16 protein-coding genes are annotated in these 22,408 nt (G+C 67.6%); 9 read left to right on the forward strand and 7 right to left on the reverse strand.

Annotation, left to right across the window (positions count from 1 at the left end; genetic code table 11):
- The first annotated feature begins 456 nt into the window (after window positions 1-456).
- The 5 genes from J7J50_RS14175 to J7J50_RS14195 all read left to right on the forward strand — a co-directional run bounded on the left by J7J50_RS14175 (window position 457) and on the right by J7J50_RS14195 (window position 5,136).
- Window positions 457-963 carry a peptidylprolyl isomerase gene (locus J7J50_RS14175; protein WP_215057511.1) on the forward strand — a complete coding sequence of 169 codons (507 nt, stop codon included), beginning with the start codon at window positions 457-459 and terminating at the stop codon, window positions 961-963.
- 473 nt (window positions 964-1,436) lie between these two features.
- Window positions 1,437-2,642 carry a pyridoxal phosphate-dependent aminotransferase gene (locus J7J50_RS14180; protein WP_215057510.1) on the forward strand — a complete coding sequence of 402 codons (1,206 nt, stop codon included), beginning with the start codon at window positions 1,437-1,439 and terminating at the stop codon, window positions 2,640-2,642.
- Window positions 2,643-2,681: 39 nt separating this feature from the next.
- Window positions 2,682-3,071 carry a glutaredoxin family protein gene (locus J7J50_RS14185; protein WP_215057509.1) on the forward strand — a complete coding sequence of 130 codons (390 nt, stop codon included), beginning with the start codon at window positions 2,682-2,684 and terminating at the stop codon, window positions 3,069-3,071.
- An 87-nt stretch (window positions 3,072-3,158) separates the two neighbouring features.
- Window positions 3,159-4,145 (forward strand): malate dehydrogenase, encoded by a 987-nt coding sequence (locus J7J50_RS14190; protein WP_215057508.1) that lies wholly within the window; start codon window positions 3,159-3,161, stop codon window positions 4,143-4,145.
- 316 nt (window positions 4,146-4,461) lie between these two features.
- On the forward strand, window positions 4,462-5,136 hold the full coding sequence (locus J7J50_RS14195; protein WP_215057507.1) for a response regulator transcription factor: 675 nt from the start codon (window positions 4,462-4,464) through the stop codon (window positions 5,134-5,136).
- A gap of 9 nt (window positions 5,137-5,145) precedes the next feature.
- Here the strand turns inward: J7J50_RS14195 and J7J50_RS14200 are convergent, their stop codons facing one another.
- From J7J50_RS14200 to J7J50_RS14220, 5 genes are all read right to left on the reverse strand, one after another.
- Window positions 5,146-5,550, reverse strand: coding sequence for a hypothetical protein (locus J7J50_RS14200; protein WP_215057506.1), 405 nt, complete (start codon window positions 5,548-5,550; stop codon window positions 5,146-5,148).
- 120 nt (window positions 5,551-5,670) lie between these two features.
- Window positions 5,671-8,334 carry a PAS-domain containing protein gene (locus J7J50_RS14205; RefSeq protein WP_251044669.1) on the reverse strand — a complete coding sequence of 888 codons (2,664 nt, stop codon included), beginning with the start codon at window positions 8,332-8,334 and terminating at the stop codon, window positions 5,671-5,673.
- 326 nt (window positions 8,335-8,660) lie between these two features.
- Window positions 8,661-9,848, reverse strand: coding sequence for a porin (locus J7J50_RS14210; protein WP_215057505.1), 1,188 nt, complete (start codon window positions 9,846-9,848; stop codon window positions 8,661-8,663).
- A gap of 133 nt (window positions 9,849-9,981) precedes the next feature.
- Window positions 9,982-11,313 carry a dicarboxylate/amino acid:cation symporter gene (locus tag J7J50_RS14215; RefSeq protein ID WP_215057504.1) on the reverse strand — a complete coding sequence of 444 codons (1,332 nt, stop codon included), beginning with the start codon at window positions 11,311-11,313 and terminating at the stop codon, window positions 9,982-9,984.
- Window positions 11,314-11,356: 43 nt separating this feature from the next.
- Window positions 11,357-12,685 carry an MFS transporter gene (locus J7J50_RS14220; protein ID WP_343222510.1) on the reverse strand — a complete coding sequence of 443 codons (1,329 nt, stop codon included), beginning with the start codon at window positions 12,683-12,685 and terminating at the stop codon, window positions 11,357-11,359.
- A gap of 404 nt (window positions 12,686-13,089) precedes the next feature.
- Between J7J50_RS14220 and J7J50_RS14225 the strand changes: the two genes are divergently transcribed.
- On the forward strand, window positions 13,090-15,462 hold the full coding sequence (locus tag J7J50_RS14225) for a TonB-dependent receptor (protein WP_215057503.1): 2,373 nt from the start codon (window positions 13,090-13,092) through the stop codon (window positions 15,460-15,462).
- Window positions 15,463-15,722: 260 nt separating this feature from the next.
- Here J7J50_RS14225 and J7J50_RS14230 read toward each other — a convergent pair whose 3' ends face one another.
- Window positions 15,723-16,430 (reverse strand): Crp/Fnr family transcriptional regulator, encoded by a 708-nt coding sequence (locus tag J7J50_RS14230; RefSeq protein WP_215057502.1) that lies wholly within the window; start codon window positions 16,428-16,430, stop codon window positions 15,723-15,725.
- Window positions 16,431-16,534: 104 nt separating this feature from the next.
- On the opposite strand from J7J50_RS14230, the gene J7J50_RS14235 reads away from it, so the two are divergent.
- Together J7J50_RS14235 and J7J50_RS14240 are read left to right on the forward strand one after the other, a co-directional pair.
- Entirely contained in the window at window positions 16,535-17,296 is a 762-nt protein-coding gene (locus tag J7J50_RS14235) for a class II aldolase/adducin family protein (RefSeq protein WP_215057501.1), read from the forward strand.
- A gap of 239 nt (window positions 17,297-17,535) precedes the next feature.
- Window positions 17,536-18,423 carry a bile acid:sodium symporter family protein gene (locus J7J50_RS14240; RefSeq protein ID WP_215057500.1) on the forward strand — a complete coding sequence of 296 codons (888 nt, stop codon included), beginning with the start codon at window positions 17,536-17,538 and terminating at the stop codon, window positions 18,421-18,423.
- Window positions 18,424-18,520: 97 nt separating this feature from the next.
- Here J7J50_RS14240 and J7J50_RS14245 read toward each other — a convergent pair whose 3' ends face one another.
- Window positions 18,521-19,402 (reverse strand): PhzF family phenazine biosynthesis protein, encoded by an 882-nt coding sequence (locus J7J50_RS14245; protein ID WP_215057499.1) that lies wholly within the window; start codon window positions 19,400-19,402, stop codon window positions 18,521-18,523.
- A gap of 349 nt (window positions 19,403-19,751) precedes the next feature.
- Here J7J50_RS14245 and J7J50_RS14250 point away from each other — a divergent pair, with 349 nt between their 5' ends.
- Entirely contained in the window at window positions 19,752-22,361 is a 2,610-nt protein-coding gene (locus J7J50_RS14250; protein ID WP_343222511.1) for a bifunctional aspartate kinase/diaminopimelate decarboxylase, read from the forward strand.
- The last annotated feature ends 47 nt before the right edge of the window (window positions 22,362-22,408 follow it).

The following is a 22,408-nucleotide window of genomic DNA, read 5'->3' on the forward strand; positions in this document are numbered from 1 at the left end:
GCCGGGAGGCGCGATAGCTGAGGAAGATAGCCGGCCATTATACCGGTCAAAGGTGGCAAGTGCCTGCCGGGGCGGGCTTTATTCATGTCGGGCCGGTTTTATGAACGGGCAGGCCCGACAAAAGGCGGGAATGGCCTTGCGGGAGCGGCGAAACCGCGCCATCCGAAGCCCGGCCAACTCCGGCCGCCGAGCCTCCCCGGGACGTCCGCCTGCCGCCGGCCGGCCGCGTTCGGGCCCTGCGCCGACGCATTCAGCTCCGGGCCGCGATCGAGGCCCGGGCCCCGGCGACGCGATCCGGGCCGTACCCGCGCTGCCGCGGCTCGCGCCGCTCCGGCCAGGGCTTCGGCCCCGGCGAGGTTTTTTTCGCTTCGGTACCATTGAGGATTGCTCCGGCCGCCGCCATCTCGGCCGGCGAACCGTTTTCCCATCCCCATCGCTACACCTGGAGTGCGCTGCATGAGCCTGATCGCCACCTTCGACACCGAGCGCGGCCCGATCCGCGTCGAACTCGCCGCCGACAAGGCGCCGTTGACCGTCGCCAACTTCGTCAATCTGGCCCAGCGCGGCTTCTATGACGGCCTGAACTTCCACCGCGTGATCCCGAACTTCATGATCCAGGGCGGCTGCCCGCAGGGCACCGGCACCGGCGGCCCGGGCTACCGTTTCGAGGACGAGGCCCGCAACGGCCTGGGCCACCAGCGCGGCGTGCTGTCGATGGCCAATGCCGGCCCGGGCACCAACGGCAGCCAGTTCTTCATCACCCACATCGTCTGCGACTGGCTGGACGGCAAGCACACCGTGTTCGGCAAAGTGCTGGAAGGCCTGGAGATCGTCGATACGGTCAAGCAGGGCGACAAGATCAACTCGGTGAAGATCGAAGGCGACGTCGCCGCCGTTCTGGCCGCCAAGGCCGATCGCGTGGCCGACTGGAACAAGGTGCTCGACGAGAACAAGCGCGCCTGAGTCCGGGTTGCGCTCATCTCGCGGGGCCGCAGGGCTTCGCGATGCGAAAAGACGGCCGAAAGGCCGTCTTTTTCGTTTGCGCCCCGGAATCAGGCCGCTTTTGTGGGAGGCAGCTTTTGTAGGGAGGGGGCTCTTGTGGGAGGGAGCTTAGTTGTGGGAGGGCGCTTTAGCCCCGACGCTTTCCGGCCCGATCGCATCGGGCTCTCACCTGGGCTGATCGAAAAGCATCGGGGCTGAAGCTCCCTCCCACAAAAGCATCCCTTCCCACTCGCGGCAGCGCCGCGAAAGGCCAGATCGCAAACCAGGGCCCGGCCATCGCTGTGCTACCATTTTGCGGCTAGAACCAGCGGTTCCAGTGCGTCCGGCGACAGCGCCCGTAAGCGGGCGCGGCCGTCGCAACCGCCGCTGCGTCCAGCGTCCTCGCTACTCATCTCCGCACGCTCCGTCGTACACCACCCCACGAGGTTTACACGATGCCCCAGCTCGCCCGGCGCATCGGTCGCGCCAAGCCCAGCGCGATCATGCAGGTTGCCGAAAAGGCCAAGCGGCTCAAGGCCGAAGGCCGCGACATCATCAGCTTCTCGATCGGCGTTCCCAACTTCCTGCCCGGCGACCATGTCTACGCCGCCGTGCGCGAAGCGCTGGCCAAGGATAGCGGCCAGTACGGCAGCAACCGCGGCGCCGACGCGCTGCTGGACGCGTTCATCGAGCACATGAGCAAAATCGGCCTGACCGGCTACGGCCGCGTCAACTGCGCCACCGGCATCGGCGCCAAACACGTGATCTACAACATCGCCGAGGCGCTGTTGGACGAAGGCGACACGATCGTCTTCCCGACCCCGTACTGGACCAGCTATCTCGACATCGCCGAGATCGTCAACGCCAAGATCGACCTGCTGCCGTGCCCGGCCTCGCAGGACTACAAGCTCACCCCGGCCCAGCTCGAAGTCGCGCTGGCGAAGAAGCCGAAGGTGTTCTTGTTCAACAACCCGTCCAACCCGACCGGCATGGTCTACGGCAAGGACGAAATCGATGCATTGGCCGCGGTCATCGCCAAGTACCCGGACACCTGGGTCATCACCGACGACATCTACAACCGCATGGTGTTCGACGGCCTGGGCTATCACAACTTCGTGCACTCGCATCCCGAGTTGCGCGACCGCGTGATCTTCATCGACTCGCTGTCCAAGACCTACGGCATGCCGGGTTGGCGCGTGGGCTTCATGGCCGGTCCGGAAGTGATCGCGCAGGCCGTGACCACGATGAACTCCAACCACATCACCAACGTTCCGGAAATCGTCACCGCCGCCGCCGTGGCCGCGCTGTCGGGTCCGCAGGACGTGCCGACCGCCCGCTGCGCCGAATTCCAGGCCAAGCGCGATCAGGTCATGGACGTGATGAATTCGATCCCCGGCGTGGTCTGCCCGCGTCCGCAGGGCGCGTTCTACGTGTTCCCGGACATCAGCGTCGCCTTCGGCAAGACCCACGGTCCCAGCGGCCTGAAGATCGGCAACGACATGGATCTGTGCAACGCCTTGCTGGAAACCAAGGGCGTGGCCTGCGTGCCGGGTTCGGCGTTCGGCGAGCCGCGCGCGCTGCGCATCAGCTACACCTGCCCGACGCCGCAGTTGGCGCCGGGTCTGCAGCGCTTCCAGGAGTTCTTCGCCGAGCTCGCCTGAGCCCGGCGACAGAACCGGCCCGCGACAAGGAATCCAGCGATGCGCGTAAGTACCGTGCTGTGCATATTGGCCGCGCTCTTCGTGGGCGCGGCCGGGGCGAAATTCGCCAAGTCCGGCGGCTGGTCGCAGTGGATCTCCGATCGTCCCGCGCAACTCGCGCCGGACGATCCGCGCCACAGCACCGGCGACAAGCGCATCGTCATGCTTGCGGCGGAGTGGTGCGGTTACTGCGAAAAACTGCGCAAGGATTTCGAACTGGCCGACGTGCGCTACACCCTCATCGACGTCGATACCGCCGCGGGCCAGAAAGCGATGAACGCGGTCGGCGCGCGCGGCGTGCCGGTCACCATCGTCGGCCAGGACATCGTTTACGGCTACAACAGGGACGAGATCAAAGACCGTCTCGAACCGTTGGGCTACCGCCTGTGAGCGCGCGGCGGCCGCCGCGCGCTCGACTCCATCCATAACGCGGGCCGCGTGCCCGCCACACTGTTCACTAGCGAAGGAAACACCCCGATGAAGACCCCCGTCCGCGTTGCCGTCACCGGTGCTGCCGGCCAGATCGGCTACTCGCTGCTGTTCCGCATCGCTTCCGGCGAAATGCTCGGCAAGGATCAGCCCGTCATCCTGCAGCTGCTGGAACTGCCGCTGGAGAAGGCCCAGGCCGCGCTCAAGGGCGTGATCATGGAACTGGAAGACTGCGCGTTCCCGCTGCTGGCCGGCATCGTCGGCACCGACGACGCCGAAGTCGCGTTCAAGGACGCCGACATCGCCCTGCTGGTCGGCGCGCGTCCGCGCGGTCCGGGCATGGAGCGCAAGGACCTGCTGCTGGAAAACGCGAAGATCTTCACCGCCCAGGGCGCGGCGCTGAACAAGGTCGCCTCGCGCGACGTCAAGGTGCTGGTGGTCGGCAATCCGGCCAACACCAACGCCTACATCGCGATGAAGTCGGCGCCGGACCTGCCGGCGAAGAACTTCACCGCCATGCTGCGCCTGGACCACAACCGCGCTCTGAGCCAACTCGCCGCCAAGGCCGGCGTCGCCGTGGGCGACATCGAGAACCTGATCGTGTGGGGCAACCACAGCCCGACCATGTATCCGGACTACCGCTTCGCCAAGGCCGGCGGCGCGTCGCTGAAGGACAAGATCAACGACGCCGCCTGGAACGCCGACACCTTCATTCCGGTCGTGGGCAAGCGCGGCGCGGCGATCATCGAAGCGCGCGGCCTGTCCTCGGCCGCCTCGGCCGCCAACGCCGCCATCGACCACGTCCGCGACTGGGTCCTGGGCAGCAACGGCAAGTGGGTGACCATGGGCGTGCCGTCCGACGGCAGCTACGGCATCCCGGAGACGGTGATGTACGGCGTGCCGGTGATCACCGCCAATGGCGAGTACACCCGCGTGGAAGGCCTCGAAATCGACGCCTTCAGCCGCGAGCGCATGGACAAGACCCTGGCCGAGCTGGAAGAAGAGCGCGCCGGCGTCGCTCACCTGCTGGGTTGATCGAAGCGCCGGGCGCGGTTCGGCCCGGATGGATGCATGAACGGGGCGGCTCAGGCCGCCCCGTTCTTTTTTTCGGATGCCGGGCGGTTTTTGTAGGAGGGGCTTCAGCCCCGATGCTTTTGTTTCAGATGTGGGAGGGGCTTTAGCCCCGACGCCCTGCGCACAGATCGCCGCGGTCTGAAACAAAAGCATCGGGGCTGAAGCCCCTCCCACAAAAGCCCCTCCCACAAAAGCCGGCAAAAGCCGGCGCGGCCCCCGGCCCGTGGCGGAGCGTGTAGGATCGGTCCCGCTCTCAGCCCGAGGGGTATCCAGTCCGATGAGCGCAACCCTGCGCCTGTTGATCGCCGACGACCACCCGATGTTCCGGGCGGCGCTGCGCTATGCGCTGGGCGAGATCGCGCCCGGCGCGCAGATCGTCGAGGTCGCCAGCCAGAGCGCATTGGAAGCGGCCATCGCCAGCGGCGGCGAATTCGACCTGGCCATGCTCGACCTGATGATGCCCGGAGCGATGGGCTTCTCTTCGCTGGTCTACGCGCGCGGCGAACGCCCCGAGCTGCCGGTGGTGATCATTTCCTCCAACGAACATCCGCGCACGATCCGCCGCGCGCAGCAGTTCGGCGCCTCCGGCTTCGTGCCCAAGTCGGCGCCGTCCTCGGTGCTCGGCGAAGCGGTCAACGCCGTGCTCGCGGGCGAAGTCTGGTTTCCCTCGCAAAAGGCCGATCGCGACGAAGGCGACGCGCAACTCGCCGATCGCCTGTCCCAGCTGACGCCGCAACAGATGCGCGTGCTGCTGCGGCTGGCCGACGGCCTGCTCAACAAGCAGATCGCCTACGAGCTGTCGCTGGCCGAGAACACCGTGAAGATCCACGTCACCGCGATCCTGCGCAAACTCGGCTGCCACTCGCGCACGCAAGCCGCGGTGCTGGTGAAGGGGCTGGCGCTGGACGAAGACGGCGCCGGCCTGCACGACGACGCGCTGCGCCTGTCCTGAGCCGCGCGCTCAATCCCGCGCGATCGGGGTATCCACGATCAGCGCCGGATCGAGCAGGCGAATGCGCCGGTCCACGAAATAACCGCCGCCCTCGGTGTAGTGCAGAAAAGCGCGCCCGCACTGGCGGCATCGCCAGACATCGCAGTGATTGCACGGATAGCGGTCGATCGCGATCGGCGCGTCGGCGGACCAGTAGTGCGTGCCGCGCGGATGGTATTCCTCGACGCTGAGCTCGTAGTCCGGCGCCGCGATCAAGGTGGCGATCCGCTCCAGCCGCGACTGCGGCAGATCCATCGGCATGCTGGTCCAGGCGATCGGCGCCGGCGCGACGCAGGCGCAGGCGCCGGTAATCGCGGCCGAGTCGCGCGCCAGCGCGCGCAAGGCGGCGAGGTCGAGCAAGGGCAGGTCGGGCATGACGCGTGCAGGGGAGGGCGAAGCCCAGTGTGCTACCGAATCGGGTCCGGCGCGGCGGCCGTGGGCGTGCGACGCCGATACCGACCGTCCCGGCAAACTGCGGGTTTACCGACGGCGCGCTTACAGGCCCATGCCGAGCAACCGCGTCGCCAGCGCGCGCAGCGCCGCCGGTCGCAGCGGCTTGGGCAGGAAACTCCAGTCGCGTTCGGCCGCGCGCGTGCGCAGCGACGGGTCGGCATCGGCCGACATCAGCACCACCGGCGGCATGCGTTTCCACTTGGCTTCCAACTGGGTACCCAGTTCGAAACCGGTGCTTTCGCCGAGCCGGTAGTCGAGCAGCAGCAGGTCCGGCATCGTCGCCGACGAGGCCTTGGTCAGCGCCTCGGCGGCGGTGCCGGCGGTTTCGACCGCGCAGCCCCAATCGCCAAGCAAGCGCTGCGCGGCCTGGCGCGAATGCAGGTCGTCGTCGATCACCCACACCCGGCGGCCTTGCAGCGGCGAATCCTGGTCCTGCGCGGTAAGGCGGTCGGCCGCGGCGAGCGGCGGCGCGGTTTCCGGCGCGGACGGGGCGGCCTGCGCGTAGGGCACTTCGAGCGAAAACACGCTGCCGTGCCCGGGCCAGGAGCGCAGGTGCACGCGATGGCCGAGCAACAGCGCCACCCGGCGCACGATCGCCAGACCGAGCCCGGCGCCGCGCTGCGGCGCTTCGACGCCGGTGTCCAGGCGCTGGAATTCCTCGAAGATCAGTTCGCGCTTGTTCGCCGCGATGCCCGGGCCGGTGTCCCACACCTCGATGCGCACGCGGCCCGGCAAACGCCGCGCGCCGATCACGATGCGGCCGTCGCGGGGAGTGAATTGCATCGCGTTGGAGACGAAGTTCTGCACGATCCGGCGCAGCAGCACCTCGTCGCTGTCGATCACCGCGCTGGAGGCGATGCAGTGCAGGCGCAGGCCGCGCGATTCGGCCAGAATGCGGAACTGGCTGTCGATGCTGGCGAACAGGCGCGACAACGGCAGCGCGGCGCGGCGCACTTCCAGCGCTCCCGATTCCAGGCGCGAGATGTCCAGCAGGCTGGACAGGATGTCGTCCTGCGCGGCCAGCGCGGCCTCGATGTGATCGCTCAGCTCGCGGCCTTCCGCATCGCTCACGCGCCGCCGCAGCGATGACAGGTACATGCGCGCGGCGTTCAAGGGCTGCAGCAGATCGTGCACGGCGGCGGCGACGAAGCGGGTCTTGGAACGATTGGCGCGCTCGGCCTCGCCCTTGGCGCTTTGCAGATCGCTGGTGCGCTGCTCGATGCCGCGTTCCAGGCTGTCGGCCAGCGTGCGCAGATCGCGCGCAGCCTGCTTGTAGGCGGTGATGTCGGCGTAACTGGTGACGAAGCCGCCGTCGGGCATCGGATTGCCGCGGATCTCGATCACCGTGCCGTCGGGGCGTTCGCGCTCGTGCAGATAAGGCTGGCCGCGCTGCAGATGATCCAGGCGGCGCCGGATCGCGTCTTCCGGATCGGCGCCGAGCAGGCCGCGGCGCGCGTTGTAGCGGATCAGGTCTTCGATCGGCCGGCCGACCTGCAACAGCTCGGGCGGATACCGGAACAGCTCGGCATAGCGCTGATTCCACGCCACCAGCCGCAGTTGCGCATCGACCACGCTGACGCCCTGCGGCAAATGTTCCAGGCTCTGGCCTTCGCCCAGGCTCGCTTGCCGCGCCGCGTGGACCACGCCGTCCTGGGCGTTGCGCAACGCTTCGGCGTGGTGCTCGACCATTCGCTCCAGCTCCTGCCGGCTGCGCAGGCGCAGGCTGGCGATGCGGTTGCGCTGCATCAGCAGCAGCGCGACCGAGACCAGCAGCAGCCACGCGCCGGCGGCCACCGCGCGCGCGATCCAGGCGGTGCGGATGCTCGGCGTGGTGTCGCGCAGCAGGTGCAGGGTCCAGTCTTCGCGCGGCAGGTGCAGCGATTGCCACAGCATCGGCTCGCGCATGCCCGGCTCGCGCAGGCGCACCACGCGCGCACCGTCGCCGACTTCGCGTTCCAGCCGGAACGAGGCCGGCCGCAGTTTCTGCCCTTGATACTGGCGGGTGCGCTGCAACTCGCCGTTTTGCGCCGGCGTCGGTGTGCGCAGCATGCGGTAGCGCCATTGCGGCTGCGCGGTCAGGAACACCACGCCGTTGGCGTCGCTGAGCAGGACCAGATCGCCGCGTTCGCTCCAGTCCGAGCGGATGTCTTCCAGCTCGACCTTGACCGCGACCGCGCCGACCGCGCCGCCGCGTTCGTCGTGGATGGCGCGGGCGATGAAGTGGCCGGGCACGTGCGTGGTCACACCGATCGCATAGAACTCGCCCGAGCCTTCGGCCATGGCTTTCTGGAAATACGGGCGGAACGCGTAGGAATGGCCGACATTGCTGTTGGGCAGGTCCCAGTTGCTCGCGGCCAGGCCGATGCCGTTGCCGTCGATCAAGGTCAGCGTGCTGGTGCGGTTGGCGAAATTGAGCTGGACCAGTCGCTCGTTGGCGCGCTGGCGCTGGACGCGGTCGGCGGGATTGGCCAGGGTCGCGCGCAACTGCGGGTCCAGCGACAACACCGCCGGCATGATCCGGTAGCGATCGATGTGCTGCTCGATCACCTGCGCGCGCTGCGCCAACAGCACGCTGGCCTCGCCGGCCTGACGCTGCAAGGCCTGCGAATAGGCGATGCGGCCGACGATCAGCATGGTCAGCAACGCGCCGGCCAGCGGCAGCACGATCCACAGGGCGGTCTGGAGCTGGTGGCGGCGGGGGATCAAGGTGTTGCCGCCGGGAATCGGGAATTGGGAATCGGGAATCGTAAAAGCGAGATCGACGCGGGCTGTGGAATGCGCGGGGAAAAGGTTAAGCGCGATGAGTGCTGGCGGGGCATCGTGATATCCGCTGCGCGGGCTTGGCTTGCATCGTACAACTGGAAATCGGGAATCGGGGATCGCAAAGGCCGGTGCGCGGCTATTTGCGGATGGGGTAAGAGGTTCAAGCCAGAGGTCTGTAGCTCTGGCTTTTACGATTCCCAATTCCCAATTCCCAATTCCCAATTCCCGCTTTTACGATTCCCGACTCCCAATTCCCGATTCCCGTCCCCTCAGAACTGCACCTGCGCCCGAACTTCCATCACGTCCGGATCGGCCGACAACAGGCCCTTGTCGGCCTTCACCCGCACGTAGTTGGCCTGGAACTTGAAGTGCGTGGTCAGGTACCAGTTCACGCCCACGGTCCAGTCGCGCTGCTTGCCGCCGGCGATGCCGCCGTCGTCCAGATCCAGTTCGCCGAAGCGCGTCAGCAACTCCACCGCGCCGTAGCCGTGCGCGGGCTTGATGTTGCCGACGTTGTTGCCGGTGTAGGGCCGGGTTTCGCCGGTCAGCACCCAGCTGCCGGTGACGTAGTAGCCGCTGGCGGTGAAGTCGCGCGCGCCGTTGTCGCGTTCGGCGGTCGCGCGCAGATACTCGGCCTGCACCGACCACGGGCCGTCGATCCACAAGGCTTCCAGGCCGTTGCGCACGATCTTGTCGGTATTGCGCAGGCTGCCCGAATCGACCAGCCGCACCGGCGTGAGGCCGTTCATCGGCCGCGCGCGGAAACGCGCGGCGGGGCCGAAATAGGCGCCGCGGCCATCGGTGAAACCGTGCGGGTTCTCGACCGAACCGGTCAGGCCCAGGTGCACGACGTGATCCTTGTCCTTGACCGGCGTCCACACCGCGCGCCCGGCGGCGGTGGTGCCCGGGTTGTCGCCCTGCAGATCGTGGCCGAAGAAGTACGCCGCGCTGACCGCGTAGCGCGGACGTTCCATCGACCACTCCACGCCGGTGCGGCGGCCTTCGTAGATCGCCTGCGAGGCGGCCGACTGTTCCAGCATGCTGACGGTGCGCGAGGCGGCGACGCTCTCCATGCTTACCGGCGTCTTGAAGTAACCCACGCGCAGCTTGCCGTAGTCGGCGCCGAACCAGGCCTTGGTGTCCAGGCGCAGGGCGACGTCGAGCCAGAGCTTGGATTCGAAATCGAACACCGCGGTGAAATCGTAGACGTCTTTCTTTTTCAGGTTCATGCCGAATTCGCGGCGACGGTAGTGGCCGTCGTCGGACAGGTCGGTCGCGGCGGTGCCGTAGCCGTCGCCGGAAAAGTCCACCACGTCGTAGGCGAAGTTGCCGGTCGCGGAAATCTCCGTGCCGTCGCCGAAGGTGTACTTGGTCGGCCAATCGTCGAAGTTGCCGGCCTGCGCGGCGCAGGGCAACGCGGTCAGGGACAGGGCGAGGGCGAGGCGATCGATGCGCATGGTCGGTCGTGCTCCAGGGTCGTTGTTACCGCCGTCCTGGCAGCAGGAAATCGCGCCGGGCGCGCTGTGCGGCCGGCCGGGGAAAGGATGGGGTTGCGGCGGCCCGCGCGCGCGGCGCGCGGGCCGATGGAACTCAGGCGGCCTTGTCGCTCAGCGGACCGTGGTGATCGCTCGGCAGGTCGGCGTCGAGGTCGAGCGCGCTCGGCGGATTGAGCAGCTCATGATTGAGCTTGTCGCGGTCGAGCTCGTTCTCCCAACGCGCCACCACCACCGTGGCCACGCCGTTGCCGATCAGGTTGGTCAGCGCGCGCGCTTCGCTCATGAAACGGTCGATGCCCAGGATCAGCGCCAGTCCCGCGACCGGCACCGCCGGCACCACGGTCAGGGTCGCGGCCAGGGTGATGAAGCCCGCGCCGGTCACGCCCGACGCGCCCTTGGAGGTCAGCATCGCCACCGCCAGCAGGGTGATTTCCTGGGTCAGGGTGAGTTCGACGTTGAGCGCTTGCGCCACGAAGATCGCCGCCATCGTCAGATAGATGTTGGTGCCGTCGAGGTTGAACGAATAACCGCTGGGAACCACCAGGCCGACCACCGGCTTGGAACAGCCCAGGCGTTCGAGCTTGCGCATCAGCGGTACCAGCGCCGATTCCGACGACGAAGTGCCCAGCACCAGCAGCAGTTCGTCGCGGATATAGCGGATGAAGCGCAGGATGCTGAAGCCGGTGAGGCGGGCGATGGCGCCGAGCACGATCAGCACGAACAGGGCGCAGGTGAGATAGAAGCTGCCCATCAGCTTGAGCAGCGGGCCGAGCGATTCGATGCCGAACTTGCCGATGGTGAAGGCCATCGCCGCGCCGGCGCCGATCGGGGCCAGCTTCATGACCATGCTCATGATGCCGAAGAACGCTTTCGACAGCGTCTCGAACAGATCCATGACCTTTTCGCCGGCCTTGCCCATGTGCAGCAGGGCGAAGCCGAACAGCACCGCCAGCAGCAGCACCTGCAACAGGCTGCCCTCGCCGGTGAAGGCGTCGGTGAAGGTCTTGGGGATGATGTGCAGGAGGAAATCGACCGTGCTTTGTTCTTCAGCCTTGTGCGCGTAGCCGATGGCCTCGGCGACCTTCTTCGGGTCCAGATCGGCCACGTTGGCGTTGAAGCCCGCGCCCGGCTTCAGCGTGTTGACGACCACCAGGCCGATCACCAGGGCGAAGGTCGACACCACCTCGAAATACAAGATCGCCTTGGCGCCGACGCGCCCGACCTTCTTGACGTCGGCGACGCCGGCGATGCCGAGCACCACGGTCAGGAAGATGATCGGGCCGATCAACATCTTGATCAGCGAGATGAAACCGTCGCCCAGCGGCTTGAGCTTGACGCCGAAATCGGGGAAGAAATGCCCGACCACACCGCCGAGGATGATGGCGGCCACCACCCATAGATAGAAACGCGAGGCTGGCGATTTCATGGTTTCGTTCCTGTAGCGCGACGAAGGGAAAAGGGAAGGGCGATCAGTCGTGATCGATCTGCGAATGCTTGCGGGTGTCGGGCATGAACGCGTAGACCAGCAGCGAGCAGGCGATGCAGGCGCTGACGTACCAGAAGAAGCCGGTTTCCATGCCGATCTGCTTGAACCACAGCGCGATCGGCTCGGCGGTGCCGCCGAACAGGGCGACGGTGAGCGCGTAGGGCAGGCCAACACCGAGCGCGCGGACTTCGACCGGGAACAATTCCGCCTTCACCACCGCGTTGATGGCGGTGTAGCCGCTGACCGCGCTGAGCAGGATCATGATCAGCCAGAACGCCTGCATCGGCGATTGCGCGTCGCGGATCCAGTGCATCACCGGCACGGTCAGCACGGTGCCGAGCACGCCGAAGGCGATCAGCAGCGGGCGCCGGCCGATCCGGTCCGACAGCGCGCCGACCAGCGGCTGCATCAGCATGTACACGAACAGGCTGGCGGCGTTGATCAGCGACGCGGTTTCCTTGTCGAAGCCGGTGCTGATGGTGAGGAACTTCAGCATGTAGTTGGTGTAGGTGTAGAACGCCAGCGTGCCGCCCATGGTCAGGCCGACCACGGTCAGCACCGCGCGCGGATGCTGGGCCAGCGTGCGCAGCGAACCTTCCTTGCGCTTGGGCGTGTCGCTGGCCTGCAGCTTGGTGAACGATTCGGTTTCCTGCATGTTGCGGCGAAGGTACAGGGCGATGACCGCGGCCATCGCGCCGATCGCGAACGGAATCCGCCAGCCCCAGTCGCGCAATTGTTCTTCGTTCAGGACGAACTGCTGCAGCACGATCAGCACCATCAGCGCGAGCAGCTGGCCCATGATCAGGGTGACGTAGAGGAAGCTGGACCAGAAGCCGCGGTTTTCGCGCGAGGACATCTCGCTCAGATAGGTCGCCGAGCTGCCGTATTCGCCGCCGACGCTCAGGCCCTGCATCAGCCTTGCGGCCACCAGCAGGATCGGCGCGAACACGCCGATGGTTTCGTAGCCGGGGGTGAAGGTGATGATGAGCGAGCCGGCGCACATCATCAGCACCGACAGCATCAGCGCGGCCTTGCGGCCGCGGCGGTCGGCGTAGCGACCGAACACCCAGCCGCCGAGCGGGCGCATCAGGAAGCCGACGGCGAAGATCGCCGCGGCGTTGAGCGCCTGCGAAATCTTGTCGCCCTTGGGGAAGAACACGTGGGCGAAGTACAGCGAGAACGCGCTGTAGACGTACCAGTCGTAGTACTCGACCAGATTGCCGATCGATCCGGAGAAGATCGACTTGAGCCGTTGTCCCGGGCTCATGGCCGCAGCGCTGAAGGGAATGTCGGCGGTGGTGATCGCGCTCACGGCGGCTCCTGCAACGGCGGTATGGCGGGTTGTGCGTCGTTGTCGCGGTGCGATCGTTCGCGGCGCGGCAACGGCGGGCGCGGCACGTCCCTGCACCCGGCGCCGATGGTGGGCTGGGGGGCGGGGTGGGCCAATAGCACCTTAGGGTTAGGGATCTGATGCGGAGTGTGCGTGGGGTTGGAAATACGCCGCTGAGCGCCGTTCAGTGGCAGGTCGCGCGCGCCGCGGGCGGGGTAGTGCTTTAGTCGAAGGCTGCCACCGCGGCGCGAACGATGCCGTGCCGGCTCGGCGAATCGTCGCGTCGTCGTTCCGCAGCTCACCGCGGCGGCGCGCGCCGCCATCTGCACGTCATCTGCGCCATTCATGCTTGTCCGGATGTGTCCGTCCTGCCCCCGGAGAGAGTCATGAAGTACCCCCACACCACGGCCGCGCTCGCGCTGGCGATTTCGACCGCGCTGGCGACCGTGCCGGTTTACGCCGCCACCGCCGCCGCCGATGCGCCCGCCAGCGCCGCGTCCGACGCGTCCGCCGACGCCTCCGCCGGCATGAGCGGCGAGACCACCACGCTCGACGCGGTGTCGGTAATCGGCATGGGCGAAACCCGTCAGGTGCAGCGCGTCAAGCTCGCCGACATCGAGAAGACCACGCCCGGCACCAGCGCGCAGAAGATCCTCAACAAGCTGCCCGGCATCTCGGTGCAGTCCAACGACGCCTACGGCGCCAACGAGGAATCGCAGACCATCAGCCTGCGCGGCTTCAACCAGCGCCTGCTCGGCTACACCCTCGACGGCATCCCGCTGGGCGACAACAGCTACGGCAACTACAACGGCCTGGGCATCAGCCGCGCGCTGATCGGCGAAAACCTGGCCAGCGCCGAACTCGCCGCCGGCATCGGCTCGCTCGGCACCGCCTCGACCAGCAACCTCGGCGGCACCTTGCAGTATTACTCTTCCGATCCGCAGGCCGAATTCGGCCTGCGCGTCGCGCAGACCTTCGGCAGCGACAACACCCGCCGCACCTATGCGCGCCTGGACACCGGCGAGCACGGCGGCTTCTCGATGTATCTGTCCGGCTCGCTGCTCAGCGCCGACATGTGGTCGCGTCCCGGCGACAACCAGGACCAGAACCAGGTCAACCTAAAGGCGGTGTACAACTTCGGCGACGGCAACCGCATCAGCGCCTATGTCGCCAGCGCCGAGACCAGTCAGGCCAACTACGCCTATCTGTCGAAGGCCTTGCTCGCGCGCGGCGCGGATTGGGACTGGAATCTGTACAAGCCCGACTGGCAGCGCGCCATCGCCGCGGCGTACTGCGCGCCCAAGCCGTGGCCGGCCAACCAGCATCGCGCCGGCGACCCGCGTTGTTCGTTCACCAGCCCGGCGGCGACGATCGACGACGCCTACTACGCCAGCCGCGCCATCCGCACCGACCATCTGGCCGCGCTGGCCGGCGAGTTCAATCTCGGCGAAGGCCTGCTGCTGAAGTCGCAGGCCTATTACCACGACGACCGCGGCCAGGGCCATTGGTGGTCGCCGGGCAATTACTCGTACCCGAATACGCCCAAGGCGATCCCGATCTCGATCCGCAGCACCAACTACGGCATCAACCGCTACGGCGTGATGAGCTCGCTGGCCTGGGAGATCGGCAACCACCGCATCGAAGGCGGCTTCTGGTACGAGAGCAATCACCACGACGTGCAGCGCAATTTCTATTTCATTCAAGGCCCGGTCAACGACGATCGCTTCCTCAACGATCCCGACCGCCGGCTGTTCTTCCAGAAGTACCGCATCAACACCCGCCAGGCCTATCTGCAGGACACCATCAGCCTGCTCGACGGCCGCATGACCGTGGACGTGGGCGCCAAGAGCACCCAGGTGGACATGCGCGCGCGCCAGGTCGATCCGCGCGCGATGGAAGTGCCCAACGCGACCGGGCGCCTGGAAACCAAGGACAGCTTCCTGCCGCAGATCGGCGTGGGCTACAAGCTCGGCGAAGGCCAGGAATTGTTCGCGGCCTACACGGAAAACGTCGCCGCCTTCGTCGGCGGCGGCGCCGGCGGCCCGCTGGCGATCGGCCAGGCCGCGTTCGATGCGCAAAAGGCCGACCTCAAGCCGGAAGAATCGCAGACGCTGGAAGCCGGTTACCGCCGCGTCGGCGAGACCTATCAGGCCTCGTTGAGCGTGTACAAGGTCAAGTTCGACAACCGCCTGCTGTCGTTGAACCCGTGCTCCAGCATCGAAGCCGGCACCCGTCCGGAGTGCATCACGAAGTTCTTCAACGTCGGTTCCGTGGACAGCTACGGCAGCGAGCTGGTCTTCATCTGGAAGCCGAGCGAACACTTCGAGTGGTACAACGCGCTGTCGTGGAACAAGTCTACTTATCAGGACAACTACATCGACAGCGGCAAGGTCGTGCAGACCCGCGACAAGCGCGTGGTCGATGTGCCGGACAAGATGCTGTCCAGCGAGATCAGCTATCGCAACGGCCCGTGGCTGGCGACGCTGAGCGGCAAATACACCGGCAAGCGCTATTACACCTACACCAACGATAACGGCTTCGGCGGCTCGACCACCTTCGACGCGGCGGTGCGCTATACCTTCGACGCGATGGGGCCGTTCCGGCAGTGGTCGATCGCGCTCAACGGTACCAACCTGGGCGACAAGCGCACGGCGAGCAACCTGACCGCGTTCAGCGCCTCCGATCCGCAGGGCAAGACCTATGCCTTCCATGCCAATGCGCCGCGGCAGGTGTTTTTGACCTTCGATGCCCGGTTCTGATGGGGTGATGTAGAGGTGCGGCGGCCCGAAGTGGGCCGTCGCATGCATGATTTCGCAGTCATTGTTTGGCTCGTCATTCCCGCGAATGCGGGAATGACAGTGGTGGTTTTTGCTGCGACCTGATCGAAGTGCATCGGGGCTGAAGCCCCTCCTACAACAGACTTCGATAATGCGCCGAGGTCTTTTGTGGGAGGGGCTTCAGCCCCGATGCTCTTGTCCCAGAACTGGCCGATCTGTCCGATCAAAAACCCGCAGTAGACCTAGCGCCCCTCCGGCAACCCCGACAACCGCGCCACCATCCGCTCCAGCGCAGCCGCATCGCGCAACACCACATGCCGATAGCGCAGCGCGATCCAGCCCTGTTGCTCCCACGAGCGCAGTTCCTTGCTCACGCTCTGTCGGGTCGCGCCGAGCATGCTGGCCAGATCGTCCTGCGGCAGCGCCAGGTCGATCAGCCGGCCTTCGGCTTCGTCCACGCCGTACACGCGCGCCAGTTCCAGCACGCGCTTGCCCAGGCGCGCGGCCAGCGGCAGGGTCAGGGCGTCTTCGACGAACTCCAGCACCGTGCGCAGCTTGCGGCACAGCAGGCGGGTGAAGCCGCGATACAACTCCGGGTGTTCGTTCAGCAGGGCCAGGAACCGCGTGCGCGGCAATAGCAGGATCTCGGTGTCGCCGACCGCCCGTGCATCCTGCGGACGCGGCTCGCCGTCGAACATCGATACCTCGCCGAACCAGCTGCCGGGTTCGAACAGCACGAACAGCATCTCGCGCCCGTTCGGCGTCGGCACGCTCATGCGGATGCGGCCGCGGACCACGCCGTACAGGCCGTCGGCGGCGTCGCCGCGCGCGTACAGCAGCTCGCCGTCGCGCAGGCGCCGGTGCACCGACATCGCCTCCAGGTGCGCGACCACGGCCGGCGACAGGTCGCGCAGCCAGGGATCGGCGGTGAGCGGCGAGCGATCGTGCATGCGGGCTCCGGTGGCTGCGGGGTGCGGCAAGTGTCGGCCAGGCGACGGTCGCCGCCGCCGGCTCCGGGGTATTTTGCGCTCAGCCAACCCGAAGGTAAGCCACGATGAGCGCACGCCCGATTGCCGGCCACGACGGCTCCGCCGAGGAATGGGCGCTGCGGGTCGATCTGGCCGCCGCCTACCGGCTGATCGCCCTGCACGGCTGGGACGATCTGATCTTCACCCATCTCACCGCCCGCGTCCCCGGCCCTGAGCACCATTTCCTGATCAACCCCTACGGCATGGGCTTCGCGGAGATCACCGCGTCCTCGCTGGTCAAGGTCGGCCTGGACGGGCAGCCGGTCGGCGCCTCGGAGTATCCGGTCAATCCGGCCGGATTCGTGATCCACAGCGCGGTGCACGCCGCGCGCGAAGACGCCTTGTGCGTGATGCACACCCATTCGCTCAACGGCGTGGCGGTGTCGGCGCAGAAGGACGGCGTGCTGGCGATTTCGCAGCAGTCCTTGTTCGTGCTGGCGGCGCTGGGCTATCACGACTACGAGGGCGTGGCCCTCAACGACGCTGAGAAGCCGCGGCTGGTCGCCGACCTGGGCCGCAATACTTTCCTGATGCTGCGCAATCACGGCCTGCTGACCGTGGGCGCGAGCGTCGCGGATGCGTTCCTGGCGATGTACATCTTCGAGGCCGCCTGCGCGATCCAGGTGCGCGCGCTGGCCGGCGCGCGCGAGCTGCTGCCGATTCCGGCGCCGATCCTCGCCGGTATCCAGGCGCAGGCGGCGCAGGTGACGCGCGGGCTGGGCGGGGCGCTGGCGTGGCCTTCGTTGCTGCGGCGCTTGGCGCGGGAGAGTCCCGGGTACGAGCAATGAGGCGGCGGCGCGAACTGAGCGAAGTGCATCGGGGCTGAAGCCCCTCCCACAAAAGACCTCTGCATCGGGGCTGAAGCCCTCCCACAAAAGACCTCCTGAGTGAAGGGCATCGGGGCTGAATCCATTCCCACAAAAGACCTCGGTGCGGGGAGCGACTTGACGGCGGCGTGTATACGCGGCGCATCATCGCTGTGTCGCGGCGTCGATCCGGGCTGCGCGCGCCATTCAGGAGAAACGCCGTGCAGGACAGCCTGTTGCTCAAGATCGGCCTGCCGATCGCGATCGCCATCATCATGTGCGGCATCGGCCTGACTCTCAGCGGCGAAGACTTCCGCCGCGTCGGCCGCCATCCCAAGCCGGTCGTGGTCGGCCTGATCGGCCACTACCTGCTACTGCCGGCGCTGGGCTTCGCGGTGGCCTGGATGTTTCCCGATTCGCTCGAATTCGCGGTTGGCTTCGTGCTGGTCGCGGCCTGTCCCAGCGGCAGCAGTTCGAACGCGCTGACCTATCTGGCCCGCGGCAACGTCGCCCTGGCGGTGACCCTGACCGTGATCAGCGCGCTGGTGACGTTCGTCAGCGTGCCCTTGCTGGTGAATCTGGCGCTGCAGTGGTTCGGCGGCGAAGCCCGCCAGATCCGCCTGCCGGTCGCGCAGACCGTGATGCATCTGGCCGCGCTGGTGCTGGTGCCGGTGTTGCTCGGCATGGGCGTGCGCCGGGTCGCGTCGGGTTTCGCGCTGCGGGTCGAACCGTGGGTGAGCCGGTTCGCGCTGGGGCTGTTGTTGTTGCTGATCGTGGCGATCATCGTGACCCAGCGCGACCTGCTGTGGCGCAGTTTTCCCGAACTGGGGCCGGCGGCGCTGGGGATGTGCGCGGCGGCGATCGGCGGCGGGTTTTTGCTGGCGCGGATCAGCGGCCTGGCGCTGCGCGATGCGATCACCGTCGGCATGGAGGTCGGCGTGCAGAACAGCACGCTGGCGATCGTGATCGCGCTGACCTTGCTGCAATCGCCGCAGATCGCGGTGCCGGCGGCGATGTACGGGCTGATGATGTATCTGCCGGCGTTCGCGGTGGTGGTGCTGGGGCGGCGCGCGGTGGCGCGCGATGAGGCGCGCGGCGCCGTCGCCTGAGCCCCTCTCCCGTTGACGGGAGAGGGGTTGGGGTGAGGGCGCGCCCTCTTCCGGTCCTTCGGACCACCTTCTCCCGCAAGCGGGAGAAGGGTAGTACTCAGCGCCAGTCGATCGTCCCGCGCACCACGTTGCTCACCCGTCCGCCCGACCAGACTTCGCCGTCGGCGTCCACGCGCAGTTCCAGGCGCGCGTCGAAACCGACTTCGCGGCCCTGGCTGACCGTGTAATGGCCGTCGCGGCCGGGCAGGGCGCCGTTGTGGTTGAGCCATGCCGCCAAGGTGGCGTTGGCCGCGCCGGAGGCGGCGTCCTCGAACTGCGCCGGCGCCCCGACGAAGGCGCGCACGACCAGATCGTAGTCGCGGCCGGCGTCGGCACGCGCGAACGCGCACAGGCCCATGCTCTCGGTGCTCTCGGCCAGGGCGCCGATGGCGGCCCAGTCCGGGCTCGCCGCGCGCAGGGCGGCTTCGTCGCGCAGCTCGGCCAGCCACCAGCGGCGGCCGCCGTCCATCAGCGCCGGCGGCAGCGCGCCCAGGGGCAGGCCGCGCAGGGTCGCGGCCAAGCGCGGGTCGCCCGCGCTGGCGGTCTCGACCACGCGCGCGCGCGGCGTGCGCACGGCGATCGTGCGCGCCTCGCCCTCGCCATCGACCGCCAGCGGCAACAGACCGGCCACGCCTTCCTGGACCAGACGGCCGTCCACCGGCGCGGCCAGGCCGGCTTCCAGCACCACGCAGGCGGTGCCGACGCTGGGATGGCCGGCGAAGGGGACTTCGCGGCGCGGGCTGAACATGCGGATGCGGTAGCTGGCGCCGGGCTGGGACGGCGGGAACACGAAGGTGGTTTCCGGCAGTCGGGTCCAGCGGGCGATGGCCTGCATGGCGGCGTCGTCGAGTCCTTGCGCATCCAGGACCACGGCGAGCGGATTGCCGGCGCCGGGGCGGTCGGCGAACACATCCAGTTGCAGATAGCGGCGTTGCGTCATTTCGGGAAGAGGTCCGATGGGCCCATGCGGTGGCGGGACAAGGGCGGTGCCAGGGAATAACGATAGAAAAGAATGCGTCGCAAGCTACAGCCAGGGTACGTTCGGGAGCCGGCCAGTTCGACTAGAATCGTCGCTTCGTGCCCGGCTCCCGGATGAGCGCGCGGCTGTCGAAGGTGCGGCGTCCGCGCGAAGTTCCGCCGGGCGCTGCTCACAAGGCCGCGATTCTAGGCGCGCACGACCCGCAAGTGTGGAATCCCGCGACGTCCGCATCGACGCCGTCGCGGGCGGATCGACCTGCCCCGGCCGCGTGCCGGGCCCTAATCGAAGTGAAACGACAACCGAGGAAGACGTGCAGACGCAACAGACTGGCTGGGTGGTGCTCAAGTTCGGTGGTACCTCGGTATCTCGCCGTAACCGTTGGGACACGATCGGACGCCTGGCTGGGAAACGTCTGAAACAAGACGGCCGGCGCGTGCTGGTCGTGGTCTCCGCGTTGTCGGGCGTCACCAATGAATTGCAGGCGATCGCCAACGCCCCGGCCGGGGTCGATGACGGCATCGCCGCGCGCTTCGCCGGCCTGGTCGAGCGCCACCGCTCGTTCTGCGCCGAACTGAGCCTGGACCCGGACACGGTGCTCGGCGAGCGCCTGGCGAAACTGGTTGCGTTGGAAACCGATCCGCGCGCGGCGAACCGCGCGCTGGATTGGCAGGCCGACGTGCTGGGCCAGGGCGAATTGCTGTCCTCGACCCTGGGCGCGGCCTACCTGCGCTCGCAGGGCCACGACTTCGGTTGGTGCGACGCGCGCGACTGGCTCGACGCGGTCTCGCTGCCCAACGCCAGCGACTGGGCCCAGCGCCTGTCGGTGAACTGTCGCCATCAGGCCGAGCCCGGCTTCGCCGAGCGCTTCGACGCGCAGCCGACCGCGATGCTGATCACCCAGGGCTTCATCGCCCGCCACGGCGACGGCGGCACGGCGATCCTCGGCCGCGGCGGTTCCGATACCTCGGCGGCGTACTTCGGCGCGCTGCTCAAGGCGCAGCGCGTGGAAATCTGGACCGACGTGCCGGGCATGTTCAGCGCCAATCCGCGCGAAGTGCCCGACGCGCGCCTGCTGGCCCGGCTGGACTACGCCGAAGCGCAGGAAATCGCCACCACCGGCGCCAAGGTGCTGCATCCGCGCTCGATCGCGCCGTGCCGCGACGCCGGCGTGCCGATGGCGATCCTCGACACCGAGCGCCCGGACCTGCCCGGCACGCGCATCGACGCCAGCGCGGTCACCGTGCCCGGCGTCAAGGCGATCAGCCGCCGCAACGGCATCGTGCTGGTGGCGATGGAAAGCATCGGCATGTGGCAGCAGGTCGGCTTCCTGGCCGACGTGTTCGAACGCTTCAAGCGCCACGGGCTGTCGATCGACTTGATCGGTTCGTCGGAAACCAACGTCACCGTGTCGCTGGACCCGAGCGAGAACCTGGTCAACAGCAACGTGCTCGAAGCGCTGTCGGCGGATCTGGCCGAAGTGTGCCGGGTCAAGGTGATCGCGCCGTGCGCGGCGATCACCCTGGTCGGCCGCGGCATGCGTTCGCTGCTGCACCGGCTGTCCGACATCTGGGCCGCGTTCGGCCGCGAGCGCGTGCATCTGATCTCGCAGTCGTCCAACGACCTCAACCTCACCTTCGTCATCGACGAAGCCGACGCCGACGGCCTGCTGCCGCATCTGCATCACGAACTGATCCGCGGCGGCGCCATGCCGGTGCGCGACGAGAGCGTGTTCGGCCCCAGCTGGCGCAGCATCCAGGACGAAGGCAACGGCAAGCCGCCGCGCCCGGCGCCATGGTGGCGCGGCAAGCGCGCGCGCCTGCTGGCGATGGCCGCGGCCGGCACGCCGCGTTACGTCTACGATCTGGCCACCGTGCGCGAACGCGCGCGCTCGCTGATCGGCACCCAGGCGGTGGATCGCTGCTTCTACGCGATGAAGGCCAACTCGCATCCGGCCGTGCTCAAGACGATCGTCGGCGAAGGCTTCGGCCTGGAATGCGTGTCGCTGGCGGAAATCGAGCGGGTGTTCTCCGCGATCCCGCACATGGCGCCCGAGCGCGTGCTGTTCACGCCGAGCTTCGCGCCGCGGCACGAGTACGAAGCCGCGCTCAAGCGCGGCGTGATCGTCACGCTCGACAACGTCGAAGCGCTCAAGCGCTGGCCGGAGGTGTTCTGCGGCCGCACCTTGTGGCTGCGACTGGACCTGGGCCATGGCGAAGGCCATCACGAGAAAGTCCGCACCGGCGGCGTCGCGGCCAAGTTCGGCCTGCCGCTGGCGCGTTTCGACGCCTTCATCGAAGAAGCGCGCAAGCTCAACATCCGCATCAGCGGCCTGCACGCGCATCTGGGCAGCGGCATCGACGATCCGCAGCACTGGCGCGGCGTCTACGCCAGCCTCGCCGGTCTGGCCGACAGCGTCGGTACGATCGAGACCATCGACATCGGCGGCGGCCTGCCGGTGGCGTACACGCCCGAAGCGCCGAGTTTCGATCTGGCGCAATGGCGCGCCGGGCTGGAAGAAATCAAGGCCGCGTATCCGCGCTACGGCCTGATCATCGAGCCGGGCCGCTATCTGGCCGCCGAAAGCGGCGTGCTGCTGATCAGCGTGACCCAGGTGATCGAAAAAGACGGCGTGCGCCGGATCGGCTGCGACGCCGGCATGAACGCGCTGATGCGTCCGGCCATGTACGAGGCCTATCACGGCATCCACAACCTCAGCCGCCTCGACGACACCCAGGTCGCCGCGTTCGACGTGGTCGGCCCGGTGTGCGAGAGCAGCGACGTGCTCGGCCGCGCCCGTCCGATGCCGGTCGCCACCGAGGAAGGCGACGTCGTCCTGGTCGCCGACGCCGGCGCCTACGGCATGGCGATGGCCAATACCTACAACCTGCGCGCGCTGCCGGTGGAGGAGGTGATCGAATGAAACCGACTCCGTCCACGGCCCGCGCGCGCATCGCTTCGATTTCGGGA

Source organism: Lysobacter sp. ISL-50 (assembly GCF_018612875.1).
Lineage (GTDB): Bacteria > Pseudomonadota > Gammaproteobacteria > Xanthomonadales > Xanthomonadaceae > Lysobacter.